This is a genomic window from Allorhizobium borbori, assembly GCF_014196535.1.
GTDB classification, from domain to species: domain Bacteria; phylum Pseudomonadota; class Alphaproteobacteria; order Rhizobiales; family Rhizobiaceae; genus Ectorhizobium; species Ectorhizobium borbori.
Genome location: NZ_JACIDU010000027.1, coordinates 21107 through 35185, shown reverse-complemented (window position 1 = coordinate 35185; position 14079 = coordinate 21107). Strand labels below are relative to the sequence as shown.

The following is a 14079-nucleotide window of genomic DNA, read 5'->3' as shown; positions in this document are numbered from 1 at the left end:
TGCCAAAGCCACCATCGCGCGCTTTGCACCTCGGCGTTTGGCGACTTGTGCGGCCCAGCTTCTCAGCCATGTCGAGCGACCCCGATGGATCATAACGGTAGCCGCCTGACACAAGGCTCTTCGTAGATTGGCGTCGCCAGCTCTCGTAATGCCGCCAATCACGTCGCGCTCCCCCGACTGGTTGCGCGATGGTGTAAGGCCAACCCATGGACCAACTTTCTTGGATGACGAGAACCGCGCGGGATCATCGACAGCGGATCGGAAAGTCAAGGCGACGACCGCCCCAATCCCCGGCATCGTCATCAACGGTCGGCACACCGCGTCATCCTTCGCAAGCAGGCGGACCTGACGTTCGAGACCGGCTAGTTCCTGGCGCAGGCTTGCGCGCGCACGTAACATCGGCCCAGCCGCTGCTTCCAGCATGGCATTGCCATCCACCAATTCCCTAATCCGGGCGTCGAACTGGCCGCGTGAGATGGCGCCAACCTTCAGGCCAAAGTTTCTCAGCAGTCCGCGTAGAGATAGCTCCAGCGCGATCATGCCCTGCTGGATCGCCTTGCGGGCAGCCAAAAGCGCGCGAACCTCCTGTGCCGACACGGATTTGCAATGTACAGGCCTGAACCACCCCATGTGAAGCAGTCGGGCAATTCCTTCTGCGTCGCGCCGATCCGTTTTGATCGGCATTGCCTTCAGAGCACCCTTCACTTGCCGGGTTTCCATCAGGACAACATCCAGCCCGGCATCGGCCAGGCCGCGATGCAGCCATTGGGACAGCGGTCCGGCTTCCAGTCCGATGATGGCGACCGCTCCCTCCAGGGTGTTTGCAAAGTCCACGATCGCCTGGGGATCACTGGGAACCTGCGCCTCCCTGGCGATCTTGCCATACTCATTGATCACACAGACGGCGGTCTTCGCTAGTGATACATCTAGTCCGATAAACAACTTCATCCCGTATTCCTCCGATTGAGATTGATACGGGAACAGCGACAGCTTGCCATGAGCAATTGCAAGATGCTTGGGCTGGTCGTGCACGGCGCAGGCCCCGTTACAGCATCTCGTTGATCAGAGCCAGAAGATAACGGTTGCAGCGAGAGCGATGGCGGAGAGGAAGGCCATTGGGCATCTGTCGTAGCGCGTAGCGACACGCCGCCAGTCTTTGAGTCGCCCGAACATTATCTCGATCCGGTTGCGGCGTTTGTAGCGGCGTTTATCGTATTTGATGGTTTTGTTGCGGGACTTCCGACCCGGAATGCAGGGAGTGATCCCCTTCGCCTGTAAAGCTTCACGATACCAGTCGGCATCGTATCCACGATCGGCCAGTAGCCATTTGGTGTTGGTAAGTTCATCAAGCAGGGCGGCAGCACCGGTGTAATCGCTGACCTGACCGGCCGTTATGAAGAAACTGATCGGGCGACCATTCGCATCCGTTACGGCATGAAGCTTGGTGTTCATGCCGCCTTTCGTGCGCCCAATCAGGCGGCCCGAGCCCCCTTTTTTACCCGCAGGCTGGAAGCCGTGCGGTGGGCCTTGAGATAGGTCGCGTCGATCATGATGGTCTTGTGCTCTGCAGCCTCAGGCACAGCCAAGCCTTCCATCATCTGGAGAAATATGCCCTTGTCACCCCAACGTTTCCAGCGGTTATAAAGCGTCTTGGAGGGGCCATATTCCTTTGGCGCATCGCACCACCTGAGGCCGTTGCGGTTGACGAAAATGATGCCGCTCAGAACGCGTCGATCATCAACGCGCTGGCGACCATGGCTCTTGGGGAAATAGGGCTGAAGACGAGCCATTTGCTCGTCCGTCAGCCAAAACAAATTACTCATCGGCCAGGCTCCTTCTCGCGAAGCCTGAATCACGCCCGTCAGCTAAAATCAACAGGTCGTAACCCAAGTCAGCAGTCCAAGTTCCGCTGACCTTACGATGCCGTTCCCAGTTCAGGGAATGAGGATCGTGGAGCCGCTTGTTCTGCGGGCCTCGAGGCGGCGGTGAGCCTCGGCGGCATCGGCAAGTGGCAGGCGATCTCCGGCTTTGACTGTCAGACTGCCGCGTCCGATGCGATCGAACAGATCGGCAGCGCGGGTGCGCAGTTCCTCCTTCGTTTCAACGTAATCGAAAAGCACCGGCCGGCAGGCCGAGAGCGAGCCGTTCTGGGCAAGATCCGAGAGCTTGAAATCGGTGATTATGCCGGAGGACTGGCCAAAATTCACGAACATGCCGCGCTTGCGCAGGCATTTCAGCGATCCCCGCCATGTGTCGGCGCCAACACTGTCATAGACGACCGGACAGAGCTTGCCCCCGGTGATTTCGTTCACCTTGGCCACGAAATCCTCGTCGCGATAGAGGATGGTGTGAGCATAGCCGGAGCGAGCGGCCAATGCCGCCTTTTCCGCCGTTCCGACCGTGCCGATGGCGGTTGCACCAATGGAAGCGAGCCATTGTCCGAGAATGAGGCCGACACCGCCGGCGGCCGCATGCACCAGGACGGTGTCGCCCGGCTGCACCGCATAGGTGGAATTCACCAGAAAATGCACCGTCAGGCCCTTGAGCAGACCACTGGCAGCCTGTTCGTCGGAAACGGCATCCGGCAACACGACGATGCGATCGGCCTCGATCAACCGGTATTCGGCGTAAGCACCGTGGCGACCGACATAGGCGACGCGATCGCCCGCCTTCACATCGCTCACGCCTTCGCCCACCGCTTCCACCACGCCCGCGGCTTCAGCGCCGGGGGTGAGCGTTTGCGAAGGCCAGGGATAGAGGCCGCTGCGGAAATAGACGTCGATGAAATTGACGCCGATGGCGGTGTGACGCAGCAGCACCTCGCCGGGGCCGGGTTGAGCCACCGACACCTCGCGCCATTGCATGGCATCGGCGTCGCCCGGTGCGTCGAGAACAATAGCTTTCATTTTACTGCACCTCGAATTCCGGATCGGCGGGAACCTGCATGGCAATCGCCAGATGGTTGGTCTGGGCGGCAAGGCCGATGATCGTCAGCAACTCGCCGTGCTGGGCGTCGGTCATGCCCTTGGCGCGGGCCGCTGCCGTGTGCGACTGGACACAATACTGGCAGGCATTGGCGGTGGAAACCGCGATGTAGATCATCTCCCGCACCAGCGGATCAAGGGCGCCCTCTACCGTCATCACTGATTTCAGCGTGTCCCAGACACGTTTGAGGTTCGCCGGGTCATTGGCAAGCGCACGCCAGAAATTATTGACGAAATCGCTCTTGCGCGTCGCGCGGATGTCGTCGAACACGGCCTTCGCGGCCGGAATGGCCTCGATCTCCGCGTCGGTCAGCAGTTTCACCGTTGCCATTCGTGTCTCCTCCTGTAGCCGGCCGCGTTCTGCTCAGTGAACCGCAGCATACATGATCTTTTCCTCGGTCGCTTCGATCGGGGAAAACTCCTCGACGATGCGGCCTTGCCGGCACACCAGAATGCGGTCGGAAAGGTTCATGATTTCCGGCAGGTAGGAGGAAATGACCACGACGGCAAGCCCCTCGTCGGCCAACCGGTTGATGATCTGGTGGATCTCGGCGATGGCGCCGACATCGACGCCGCGCGTCGGTTCATCGAAGATCACGATCTTGGGCTTTTGCACGAGCCCCTTGCCAATCACCACCTTCTGCTGGTTGCCGCCGGAAAGCTCGACGACACGGGCATTGTCGTTGATGGCGCGTACGGAAAGCGCCCGGGTCCATTCTGCGGCTGCCTCGCGCATTTCGCTGTAGCTGATGATCGCATGCTTCTCCCGGTCGGCGGCCAGAAGTCCGCCGAAGATGTTTTCGGCAATCGACATGGTCTCGAAGAAGCCTTCGGACTTGCGGTCTTCGGTGATGTAGACGATGCCGTCCTTCACCGCCTCGCGCGGCACGACGTAACGCACCGGCCTGTCATTGAGTTCGATCGAGCCGCCGCGCAGGAAGTCGCGCTTGTAGATGCCGGAAACGATCTTGAAGGTTTCCGTGCGGCCCGAACCGATCAGCCCGAAAATGCCAGTGATCTGCCCCTGGAAAACGGAGAAGGAATTGTTGCGCACGGTCGCGCCCATCGAGATGTCCTGCACCGAAAGCACCTTGTGGCCCGCTTTGCGCACCGTAGCCTCATCGCGCTGGCGGTAGAGTTCGGCCGAAAGCGAGCGACCGACCATGGCGGCGATGATCTTCTCGCGGTCAAAGTCCTTGGTTTCTCCCGAAGCGACCAGTTCGCCGTCGCGCAGGATGGTGATGCGGTCGGAGAGCATCAAGGCCTCTTCCAGCGCGTGGCTGATGAAGACGATCGAAACACCGCGCGCCTTCAGGCGCCGGATCAGCGCGAAGAAATGCCGCTTTTCCTCCGGCGTCAGCGTCGCGGTCGGCTCATCGAAGATGATGACCTCGGCATTGTGATGGACGGCGCGGGCAATCTCGACCATCTGCTTCTTGGCGGCGCCCAGCGTTTCGACCAGCGCGGTCGGATCGACGGCGAAGTTGAGCGATTGCAGGAATTGCTGGGCCGATATGTAGATGCCGCGCAGGCGGTTCAGGAATTTTTCCGAGCCGAGATAGAGATTTTGCGCCACCGTCATCGACGGTACCAGCGATGTCTCCTGAAACACCATGGCAATACCGGCATCCAGCGCTTCATTGGGCGAGGCGTAGGATTTTTCTTCACCCTTGTGGAACATGCGGCCGGATGAGGCCTCGACCACGCCGGCGATGATCTTGGTCAGGGTCGATTTCCCGGCGCCGTTTTCGCCGAGCAGCGCATGGATTTCGCCCCGCTTCAGCTCGAAGGTCACGCCCTTGACGGCGGGCACGCCGCGATAAAGCTTGGAAATGTCCTCAAGGCGGATGATCGTGTCGGTCGTCATGCGGTCTGTCCCTCGCCGAGATCGAGCAGCACGTCGCCGCCGGCGGAAATCGTATAGAGATGTCCATCCTTTTCGGCGGCGCCGAAAATACCGTGGCGGTTGCCATCGGCGCGGCTGTGATAGCTGTCGACAGGATGCAGCGACGCGTCGAGCCGGGCGAGAAGCCCGTAGGAAAGGCTCGGCGCCCAGGGTTTGTGGATGCCCATCGTCTTGATGCCGCCGCACTGGAGCGGTTCGAGGAAGCTGCGACCGGACGACAGCATCGGCGCGATCCAGCAGGCCGGATCGACCTCGCGCAGCATATCGGTGCGGTAGGTATCTTCCTGCAGCACGAACTCGATCAACCGGTTGACCGGGGCAAAGACCGAAAGCGCGAAGCCGCCGACTGAAAGCGGCGTGATACGGCCGGCATAACCCGGAATATTGGCGAGAGCCGTCGAGATGGCGCCCGTATCCGGATCAATTGCGACGAGGCGCCGCGTCCAGCTTTCGCTGGCGATGAGCCTGCCGCCGGCAAAGGCGATGCCCTGCGGCCAGGCAAGCCCGCCCGCCACCTTTCGGGCGCCCTCGCTGCCGACGCGCCATAGCGAGCCGGAGGCCTGCTTTTCCATCAGATCGCGCTTCCAGGCGGATGGCGCGTTCTTCTGTGAACCATTGGCCAGAAAGAGCGTGCCGTCCGGCGAAAAGGCCAGTGCGGTGATGGAGCGGATATCGTCGGGCAGGGCGATGGCTTGACCGTCGACGGACAGTGCGCCGGTTTCCAGCGCGACCGCCAGCCGGCCGTCGGTGGAGACGGCGAGGGCGGAGACGGGTGCGGGGAAAATGGCGTGAACGGCGAAGCTTCCATCGCTTTCCAGTCGGTGGACGGCATTGCCGGAGGCAACGACCAGCGCACCGTCGTAAACAGCAAGATCAATGGGGCTGGCGATCGCGCCGGCGACCGTTGCCTCGTCCAACCGGCGGTTGGGCCGGAACGCACCGTCGAGCGGTGGAACGGTGACTGCCTTGCCGCGAAAGAAATCGAGGATCGGATCGAAGATCGTCATGCCCGTTCTCCCCAGTAGGATAGCGGACCGGTCCAGCCTTCGTCCGCACCTTCGAGCCTGAGGCGTCCGACGCGGTTGTTGAGAATGCCGCCGATGAAGAGGTGGCCCTTATGCTCACGCATGGAGGTCACCATCGGGTGCGACTGGCCGGTCAGATCGCCGAGCGTGCCGATAATGCGGCCGGTTTCATCGAACTTCACCACGCCGCCGGTGTTGATGTTCGGGAAAAGCCAGTCGTCCTGCGGCAGGCGGCGGGTCATGCGCTTGCGAAAGCCGGGGTGGCGCAGCGAAAGGTCGAAGCTTGGGGTGCGCATGCCAAGCCACGCCATCCAGTAGGTGCCGTCCGAGGCGCGGTTGATGTTGTCGGGATAGCCCGGCATATCCTTGATGACGCATTCGGCGGTGCCGGCCTTCGGGCCCTCCAGCCAGTAGCGATGCACGCGGCACGCCCAGCTTTCGGCGAAGAACAGGCTCTTGCCGTCATGGGCCATGCACACGCCGTTCATGTAGCGATAGCCATCCAGCAGCGTCTTCGTCTCGCCGGTTTTCGGATCGTAGACCAGAAGACGGCCAGTGGCGCGGTTTTCGATGGAATCGAGTGCCCAGTCATGCGCGTCATAGCGCTTGGTGCTGTCGGTGAAATAGATGCGGCCATCGGGTGCGATGTCGAGGTCGTTCGGGTCACGCAGGCGCGCGTCGTCCTGTACCGATGTCCAGGAACGGCGGGTTTCGGCGGACAGCCGCTTTACTTCGCGATCCGGCGAGATCGAATAGAGGCCCATGGCGCCGACGCAGGAAATGAGGTTGCCGTCACGATCGAACGCCAGTCCGAGCGGAAAACCGCCAATATGGGCGAAGACTTCCGAACGGCTGTAATCCGGCGCGAAGTAACGGATGATCTCGCCGTGGCGGGTGCCGCAATAGAGATGGTCGTCGCGGTCGAGAATGACGTCTTCCGGCCCCTCCAGTGCGCCAAGGCCGATGTAATCGGTCTTCGAAATGGCGTTGTTGAGGGCATAGGGTGAGGCTGAACCCGGCACGGCGGACTGCGTTTCGCCCATCTTCAGATAGACCGGTGCGACATAGACCTCGTTCAGCACCTTGTGGCGGTTCTTCAGCCAGCGAATGTCGATGATGACCGCGATGGCGAGCATCAGGCCGATCACCATCTGGTTGGTGCCTGTGCCATAGCCCAGACGGATGAGGCCGTTGTTCATGACGAGCACGATGATCGCGCCCATCAGGCCCTTGACCACCGAACCGCGCCCGCCGCCGAGCGAATTGCCGCCGACCACCGCCGCGGTCAGCGCCAGAATTTCCATGTTGAGACCGGTGCCCGGTCCCGCGCCGGAGAGGCGGCAGGCGATGAGGAAGCCGGCGAGCGACGCGCAGAAGCCGGAGTACACGTAGGTCATGAAGACGGTCTGCTTCACCTTGATGCCCGCATTGTGGGCCGAGCGGCGTGAGCCGCCAACCGCCAGCACATGCCAGCCGGGTCGGGAGCGGGTGAGCGCGATATGGGTGATGATCGCGAGCGCCAGCGCTGTCAGGACCGGGATGGAGATGCGGTAGATGCTGCCGTCGCCGATGAAGTCCCAGACATCGGAACTGGCGCTGGAGGTCTGGATCGCCGCGCCGTAATTGACGACGAGGATGTCGAATACGGCCCGCCCGATGATGAAGGTGACGAGCGTTGTCAGGAAGGCGCGCAGGCGTCTGAAGCCGATCAGGTAGCCGTTGAGCGCTCCGAAGGCGATGCCCGTGCCGATGGCCATCAGGAACGCCGCCCAGACCGGCAGTTCGAAGATGAAGAAGCCGGACACCGCCGCGAATGTTGCCAGCGCGAAGATGGAGCCGACCGACAGATCGATGCCGCCGCCGAGCATGACGACCGTCAGGCCCGTGACGACGATGGAAAACTCGCCAAGCTGGCGGGTCGATTCCTGCAGGGAGAAGGGCTTGAAGAAGCCGGGAATCGACGTGCCGAACGCGGCGACAGTGGCGACCAGCACGAGGAACGGAATGGCGTTGTCCGTCCAGCGTTTCGTCAGGATCTCGCCGACGAGATGGTCGGGAATGAGATTGTAGCGCCAGGCCTGAAGACGTTCGCGAAAGGACATCGGGCTGAATTCCGTCTGGAGCGCCGGGTAACGCCCGGCGGCATGGGGATGGGGGTGCGGGCGGCGACTTGACCGCCCGCCTGTCATTTTCAGGCTTACTTCCCTTCGGCGTCGGCCTGCAGGGCCTTCAGGTCCCAGCAGCTATCGGGACGCAGGTTTTCCTTCGTCGTTGCCTTCATCAGCGTGTAGATGAGCGGCGAGGCGGTTCCGGGCTTCTGACCGCTCTGCAGCAGGTACTTGATGATCGCCACCATATTGTGGGTTTCCTGCGCCAGTTCGGTCATGACGACGGCGCCATAGGTGCCGTCGGCGATCTTGTCGCAATCAGCCGTCTTTTCGCCACCGCCGGTGGTGACGAGGAAAACGCTGTCCTGCTTGCCCGCCTCACGGATGGCAGCGGCGGCACCGGTCGCGTCGCCGTCCCAGAAGTCGATGATGCCGCAGATGTCGGGCGTCTGCTGCAGCATGGTGGTCGTGACGTTGCGCGAGGTGGTGGCGTCCCAGTTGGAATCGGGCTTGGCGACGACCTTGAAGTCCGGATACTTCTTTTCCAGCACTTCCATGATGCCGGCATACTGGTAGAGGCTGGTGGCGTTCACCTGATCTCCCTGCACCAGGCCGATCTTCTTGGAGGAGTTCGGGCCGCAGCCCTTCACCACCGCCTCGGCTTCCAGCCGGCCGAGCTGTGTCCAGTCGCCGCCGACATAGGCGTCAGCCTTGAAATTGGCGGGGTTGTCGACGAGCACGACATAAATGCCCTCGGCCTGCGCCTTCTTCATCAGCTTGGAATAGGAGTTGAGGTCGGGCGACATGACGATCAGCACGTCCGGCTTGGTTTCCGAAGAGATGGCTTCGGTAATCGCCTGGGCGCCGGCCTCGACGCTCCAGTTGGGGTCGCGGGTTTCGAAGACACCGCCGAAGGCATCGACTTCGCGCTTGAGGATGGCGGACCAGCCTTGAGCCAGATCGAAGCCCATGGCCATCGGCACGAGCAGGACACGCTTGCCTTTCAGCGCCGCGGCATAGGCCGCGGGGTTCGGGTCATCGGCGGCGTGAAGCGAGGGGGCAGCGAGGCCCGTGCTCAGCATCGCAGCGGCGAGAAGCATTTTCAGGCATTTCTTCATGTCGAGTTCCTCTCTCGTTTCGGTCATTGCCGAGGGGGTTCGGCGCAGGTTTCAGATATCGCCTTGCTGGGCCGTCTGCTCGTCGCGCGGGTTGAGAACGCCGTCGATGATGATGGCGGCGAGCAGGATCGTGGACTTGATGAGGTTCTGGTAGATCAGCGGAATGTCGATGATCGTCATGGTATTGAGCAGGATGCCGGTCAACGCGGCACCGATCAGCACATTGCGCACGCCGCCCTTGCCGCCCGACAGGCCGATGCCGCCGATCACGGCAACGAGAACGATGTCATAAAACAGCGTGGAATTGACGACGCGAGTGTTCATCGAATGCAGGCTCGCGGCAGTCAGCAGGCCGGCGATGAAGGATAGTATCGCCGAAATGGTGTAGCGCAGCACCAGCATCGGGCGAACCGGCATGCCGGCATTGCGCGCGGCAACGGGATTGTCGCCGGCGAAATAGACGTATCGGCCCCATTTGGTGAAACGCAGGAACAGAAAGACGATAAGGGCAAAGGTGGCGAAGATGAACACCTCGACCGGAACGTCGAGAAACTGGACGGCGCCGAGGCTCTGGAGCCAGTGGCCGTTCGGCACGGGCACCGCATCGGCGGTGATGATCTGCGAGCGGACATAACCGAAGACGAACGAGGCCGAGGCAAGCGTCACGAAAATGGCCGGCACTTCGGCATAGGCGACGAGAAAGCCGTTCACGAGCCCGATCAGGATGACGCCGGACAGCACCAGCGCCAGCGCGCCTGCCTCGGACCAGCCTGCATTCAGCATTTGCAGATACCAGGCGACAGACATCGCCATGACCGCCACCGCCGAGAGATCTATGCCCCGGCCGATGATGACGACGGCCATGCCGAGCGCCAGGATGCCGAGAACCGACACCGAGCGGACGACGGCAACGAGATTGTCCGGCGTCAGGAATCCCGGCAAGCCGAACGAGGCCACGACGAAAATCACCGCGGTGATCGCCAGGACGATCCGCTCCTGATTGAGAATGAAAAGGTCGAAGCCTTTCTTCGTATCCATGTTCGCTGTTCTCCTCAATCCCGGCCAAGCCGGCAGGCTAAGAGCGGCAGGAGACGGCGGCCAGCAAACCCATTCTCCCCTTCGCCGTGACGAAGGAAAGAATGTCCACGCGACGCTTCACCGCCCAACTGTTCCCATTTTGCCTTTTCCGTGAGCTAAGAACGAAAAACAGGCAATGTCAACAACTCTTCATTATTGACATAAAAATGCACGTATGTAGTGATCTCTACATTTTGGAGACCCTCGCTTCATGGTGCAGCCGACTATCAGGGATATGCTCATCGACGCCCGGCCGGGCATGACGCAGGCCGAGGAGCGCATCACGGCCGTGCTGCTGACCGAATATCCGTCGGCGGGCCTGGGCTCGGCGTCCGCGCTCGCGCGCCGGGCCGGCGTTTCCGATCCCACTGTTCTGCGGCTTGTGGCCAAGCTCGGCTTTCAGGGCTTCGGCGAGTTCCAGAAACAGTTGCTGAACGAAATCGAAGCCCGGCTTCACTCGCCGCTCCTGATGATGGAGGCGAAGCGCCCCTTGAGCGGCAGCCAGTCGGCGGCGGAACGCTATCTCGCCTCGGTATCCGATGCACTGGCGCGCATGGCAGCGCCGGGGGACGATGCCCTGTTCGAGAAGGCGTCGAAGCTCATCATGGAAGCCAAGGGCAAGGTCTACCTGCTCGGCGGCCGTTTCAGCCGGCATCTGGCCGGTATGCTGGCCGGCTATCTGTCGCAGTTGCGCAAGGATGTGACCGATCTTGGCGAGGTGAACGCCCGCAGCATCGACGCACTGGTCGATTTTGGCCGCAACGACGTGCTGATCGTGTTCGATTATCGCCGCTACCAGAACGATACGATCCGCTACGGTCATCAGGTGCTGGCGCAGGGTGGACGGCTGGTGCTGTTCACCGACCCGTGGAAATCGCCGCTGGCGGAAAAGGCGGAGGTGGTTTTCACCTGCTCTCTGGAGGCGGAAAGCCCGTTTGACACGATGGCGCCGGCGCTAGCCCAGTTGGAGGCGTTGACGGCCCAGCTACTGGCCGGAATCGGCCGTTCGGCGCGCGCGCGCATCGAGCGGCTGGAGGCCATTCGCTCGGATAATGCCGTTACCATCGACCGCGAAGGCGACGAGCCCTTGCCCTTTCGCGATTTTCCCGGACCCAAGTCCAAGAACGAGGAGAACGAACCATGAGCGCTGACATTCGTCGCGACGCCCCTTTCCGCAAGGGTGAGACGGCCCTTCTGTTGGTCGACATGCAGCGCATCTGGCTGGAGCCGGGGCTCGATCCCCACCATCCCGAACGCGGCCCGGACCACTATTTTTATCGTCAGGTCAACGAAGTTGCCATTCCAAACACCGAAAAGCTGCTGAAGGCTGCCCGCGAAAACGGTGTCGAGGTGCTGCACACCATCATCCAGTCTTTGACCCGGGATGGCCGTGACCGCTCACTCGATCACAAGCTGACGCCGATCCATGTCTCACCCGATCTGCCGGAAGGCTTGCCGCCCGAAAATCTCGGTCCGAAGGGCGATGAAATCCTTTTGCCGAAAACCTCCTCCGGCGTCTTCAACTCCACCAATATCGACTATCTGCTGCGTAATCTCGGTATCCGTTATCTCGTCGTCTGCGGTGTGCTGACAGACCAGTGCGTCGACATGGCGGTGCGCGACGGTGCCGACCGCGGCTTTCTCGTGACTTGTGTCTCGGATGCCTGCGCGAGCATTACCCCGGAACGGCACGAGGGCGCCTTGAACGCCTTCGGCGGCTATTGCCACCTTGCCGATACCGAAGCGGTTATCGCCAAGTTCGCCACGATGGAGGCCTGAAATGAGCGCCGACCTGCCCACGCTCGCCAGCATTGTCACCACCGATTTCACGGCCATCACCCGTGGCCGTCCGGTGCGGTTCGACCGGCTGGAAAAATACCGCGCCGGCGGCATTGGCTGGGTGCCCGCCAACATCTCGCTGACGCCCTTCAACGTGATCGCCGATCCCAATCCCTGGGGTTCGGCGGGCGACCTGCGCATCCTGCCGGATCTCGACGCCGTTTTCTTCACCGATGCGACGGGTGCCGCCACGCCGCTTGTGATGGTGCCGGGCGATGTGGTCGAGCTTGACGGAGCGCCCTGGTCGTGTTGCTCGCGCAGCTTTCTCAAGCGGGCCATCGAGGATCTGGAAGCCGAGACCGGGCTTTCGGTCATCTCGGCTTTCGAGCAGGAATTTCAGGTCAGCGGGGCCTCGCTTGAAGCGGCGCATCCCTTTTCTGTCCGGGCACTGCGCCGGGCCGATGGCTTCGCCTCTACGGTGCTTCTGGCGCTCGAGCAGGCTGGGGTTGATCCGGAAATGTTCCTTGCCGAATATGGCGACAACCAGTTCGAGGTAACGCATGGCCCGGCCAATGCGTTGACTGCGGCCGATCGGGCCGTGGCGATACGCGAGATCGTTCGCGAAATCGCCGCTAACCGGGGTTGGCGGGCATGCTTTGCACCAAAAACCAGCCTTGCCGGTGTCGGTAACGGCGTACACATTCACGTCTCGCTGGTCGATGCCGCAGGCAACCCCGCCACATACGATGCCAACGATCCGCACGGGCTTTCGCAGGCTGCCGGTTCGTTTGCCGCCGGCATCTTGCGTCACATGCGGGCGCTCACCGTGTTCACCGCGCCCGGTCCGTCTTCCTATTACCGCCTCCAGCCCCATTACTGGAGTGCTGCCTGGACATGGCTCGGCGAAAAGGACCGCGAGGCCTCGCTTCGCATCTGCCCGGTACTGACGCTTGGCGGCAAGGATCCCGCTGGCCAGTTCAATCTTGAGTACCGGGCCGCCGATGCCACGGGTAATCCCTATCTCTCGCTCGGCGTCCTGATCCGCGCTGGCCTTGAGGGCCTGCGTCAGAAATTGCCAGCGCCGCCTGTCTTTTCCGGCGATCCCGCGCTTCTTTCAGCGGATGAGCGTGTCAGTCTCGGCCTTTACCGTCTTCCCGGCAGCCTGCAGGAGGCCATCGAAGCCTATCAGGCCGACGAAACAGTGCGGTCGTGGTTTCCTCCCGTCTTCGAGGAAACCTATCTCGGCGTTAAGCGCGAAGAACTGAAAATCGCGGACGGAAATACGGCGGATACGATTTGCGCCATGTATCGGGACCGCTATTGATGCCATCTGTTTCATCCCCGCTTGCCGATTGGCCAGCCCCCTTCCGCGTGCTGAACGCTTGCGGGCCCTCGCGTTTTCTTCTGACCTGCGAGCATGCGTCCAACCACATGCCCGCTGAGTATGCCGGTCTTGGTGTGTCGGAGGAGGACCGCTGTCGTCACATCGCTTGGGATATCGGTGCCGCTGCGCTTACCGAGCGGCTTTCTGCCCTCCTCGACGCACCGGCCATCTTGAGCGGTTACTCGCGCCTGCTGATCGATCTCAACCGGCCGCCAGGCGTGCCGTCGAGCATACCTCAGCGCTCGGAAGCGACCGACATTCCCGGGAATGCAGACGTTTCATCCACAGAACGGCAGCGCCGGGTGGAACGGATGTTCACGCCCTATCATACGGCGCTTTCGGCGCTGATCGATGACCGGCAGAAGGCGGGCGGCGCCCGTTTCATCATTGCGGTCCACTCCTTCACGCCTGTTTTTCATGGGGTGGCGCGGCCATGGCATGTGGGCGTTCTGTTTGGTCGCGACCGGCTGCTCGCGGAGCATTTGGCCGCCGCCTATGCCGCGGAAGAAGGCATCGTTGCCGGAACCAATGTGCCCTATGTCATCGACCGGGAGAGCGATTACACCATTCCCGTTCATGGCGAGGATCGTGACATTCCCGCGCTCCTGTTGGAGATCCGTCAGGATCTTCTGGGCGATGATGATAGCATTGAGGCCTGGGCGGTTCGCACGGCGAGGGCGCTCGACTGTCTTCGCTGA

Annotated in this window: 13 protein-coding genes; 4 read left to right on the top strand and 9 right to left on the bottom strand. The window is 61.8% G+C overall.

Annotation, left to right across the window (positions count from 1 at the left end):
• From GGQ66_RS21235 to GGQ66_RS21195, 9 genes are all read right to left on the bottom strand, one after another.
• A partial coding sequence (locus tag GGQ66_RS21235) for an IS110 family RNA-guided transposase (RefSeq protein ID WP_370686403.1) occupies positions 1 to 1032 on the bottom strand: 1032 nt, incomplete at its 3' end.
• Between the two features lie 30 nt (positions 1033 to 1062).
• Positions 1063 to 1823, bottom strand: a protein-coding gene (locus GGQ66_RS21230; protein ID WP_183795430.1) for an IS5 family transposase whose coding sequence is annotated in 2 segments (ribosomal slippage) — positions 1063 to 1499 and positions 1499 to 1823 — 762 coding nt in all. Because the reading frame shifts where the segments join, the coding sequence is not laid out codon by codon here.
• Positions 1824 to 1934: 111 nt separating this feature from the next.
• Positions 1935 to 2906 carry a quinone oxidoreductase family protein gene (locus tag GGQ66_RS21225; RefSeq protein WP_183795428.1) on the bottom strand — a complete coding sequence of 324 codons (972 nt, stop codon included), beginning with the start codon at positions 2904 to 2906 and terminating at the stop codon, positions 1935 to 1937.
• Between the two features lies 1 nt (position 2907).
• Positions 2908 to 3315 (bottom strand): carboxymuconolactone decarboxylase family protein, encoded by a 408-nt coding sequence (locus GGQ66_RS21220; RefSeq protein WP_183795426.1) that lies wholly within the window; start codon positions 3313 to 3315, stop codon positions 2908 to 2910.
• Positions 3316 to 3348: 33 nt separating this feature from the next.
• Positions 3349 to 4851: a sugar ABC transporter ATP-binding protein gene (locus GGQ66_RS21215; protein ID WP_183795424.1), complete on the bottom strand. Its 1503-nt coding sequence runs from the start codon at positions 4849 to 4851 to the stop codon at positions 3349 to 3351.
• Positions 4848 to 5897, bottom strand: coding sequence for an SMP-30/gluconolactonase/LRE family protein (locus tag GGQ66_RS21210; RefSeq protein WP_183795422.1), 1050 nt, complete (start codon positions 5895 to 5897; stop codon positions 4848 to 4850). Before GGQ66_RS21210 ends, GGQ66_RS21215 begins: the two co-directional genes overlap by 4 nt.
• The gene (locus GGQ66_RS21205) at positions 5894 to 8017 is read right to left on the bottom strand and encodes an ABC transporter permease (RefSeq protein WP_183795420.1); all 2124 of its coding nucleotides are present in this window, start codon (positions 8015 to 8017) and stop codon (positions 5894 to 5896) included. The genes GGQ66_RS21210 and GGQ66_RS21205 overlap by 4 nt, the downstream gene beginning before the upstream one ends.
• Positions 8018 to 8112: 95 nt before the next feature.
• Positions 8113 to 9123, bottom strand: a complete 1011-nt coding sequence (locus GGQ66_RS21200; protein ID WP_370686404.1) for a sugar ABC transporter substrate-binding protein — start codon at positions 9121 to 9123, stop codon at positions 8113 to 8115.
• Positions 9124 to 9192: 69 nt separating this feature from the next.
• Positions 9193 to 10179 carry an ABC transporter permease gene (locus GGQ66_RS21195; RefSeq protein ID WP_183795418.1) on the bottom strand — a complete coding sequence of 329 codons (987 nt, stop codon included), beginning with the start codon at positions 10177 to 10179 and terminating at the stop codon, positions 9193 to 9195.
• A gap of 250 nt (positions 10180 to 10429) precedes the next feature.
• Here GGQ66_RS21195 and GGQ66_RS21190 point away from each other — a divergent pair, with 250 nt between their 5' ends.
• The 4 genes from GGQ66_RS21190 to GGQ66_RS21175 are packed head-to-tail and all read left to right on the top strand — an operon-like array spanning position 10430 to position 14079.
• A complete protein-coding gene (locus GGQ66_RS21190; RefSeq protein ID WP_183795415.1) occupies positions 10430 to 11362 on the top strand; it encodes a MurR/RpiR family transcriptional regulator in 933 nt (310 codons plus the stop codon).
• Complete coding sequence (locus GGQ66_RS21185; protein WP_183795413.1) at positions 11359 to 11997, top strand: cysteine hydrolase family protein; 639 nt, start codon at positions 11359 to 11361, stop codon at positions 11995 to 11997. The genes GGQ66_RS21190 and GGQ66_RS21185 overlap by 4 nt, the downstream gene beginning before the upstream one ends.
• Before the next feature lies 1 nt (position 11998).
• The gene (locus GGQ66_RS21180) at positions 11999 to 13321 is read left to right on the top strand and encodes a glutamine synthetase family protein (RefSeq protein ID WP_183795411.1); all 1323 of its coding nucleotides are present in this window, start codon (positions 11999 to 12001) and stop codon (positions 13319 to 13321) included.
• Entirely contained in the window at positions 13321 to 14079 is a 759-nt protein-coding gene (locus GGQ66_RS21175; RefSeq protein WP_183795409.1) for an N-formylglutamate amidohydrolase, read from the top strand. Before GGQ66_RS21180 ends, GGQ66_RS21175 begins: the two co-directional genes overlap by 1 nt.

What these genes read in the sequence shown, in the direction of transcription:
- GGQ66_RS21180 (WP_183795411.1), top strand. Translation starts at nt 11,999, where the DNA reads ATGAGCGCCGACCTGCCCACGCTCGCCAGCATTGTCACCACCGATTTC.
- GGQ66_RS21185 (WP_183795413.1), top strand. Translation starts at nt 11,359, where the DNA reads ATGAGCGCTGACATTCGTCGCGACGCCCCTTTCCGCAAGGGTGAGACG.
- GGQ66_RS21210 (WP_183795422.1), bottom strand. Translation starts at nt 5,897, where the DNA reads ATGACGATCTTCGATCCGATCCTCGATTTCTTTCGCGGCAAGGCAGTC.
- GGQ66_RS21175 (WP_183795409.1), top strand. Translation starts at nt 13,321, where the DNA reads ATGCCATCTGTTTCATCCCCGCTTGCCGATTGGCCAGCCCCCTTCCGC.
- GGQ66_RS21205 (WP_183795420.1), bottom strand. Translation starts at nt 8,017, where the DNA reads ATGTCCTTTCGCGAACGTCTTCAGGCCTGGCGCTACAATCTCATTCCC.
- GGQ66_RS21215 (WP_183795424.1), bottom strand. Translation starts at nt 4,851, where the DNA reads ATGACGACCGACACGATCATCCGCCTTGAGGACATTTCCAAGCTTTAT.
- GGQ66_RS21190 (WP_183795415.1), top strand. Translation starts at nt 10,430, where the DNA reads ATGGTGCAGCCGACTATCAGGGATATGCTCATCGACGCCCGGCCGGGC.
- GGQ66_RS21225 (WP_183795428.1), bottom strand. Translation starts at nt 2,906, where the DNA reads ATGAAAGCTATTGTTCTCGACGCACCGGGCGACGCCGATGCCATGCAA.
- GGQ66_RS21200 (WP_370686404.1), bottom strand. Translation starts at nt 9,123, where the DNA reads ATGCTTCTCGCCGCTGCGATGCTGAGCACGGGCCTCGCTGCCCCCTCG.
- GGQ66_RS21195 (WP_183795418.1), bottom strand. Translation starts at nt 10,179, where the DNA reads ATGGATACGAAGAAAGGCTTCGACCTTTTCATTCTCAATCAGGAGCGG.
- GGQ66_RS21220 (WP_183795426.1), bottom strand. Translation starts at nt 3,315, where the DNA reads ATGGCAACGGTGAAACTGCTGACCGACGCGGAGATCGAGGCCATTCCG.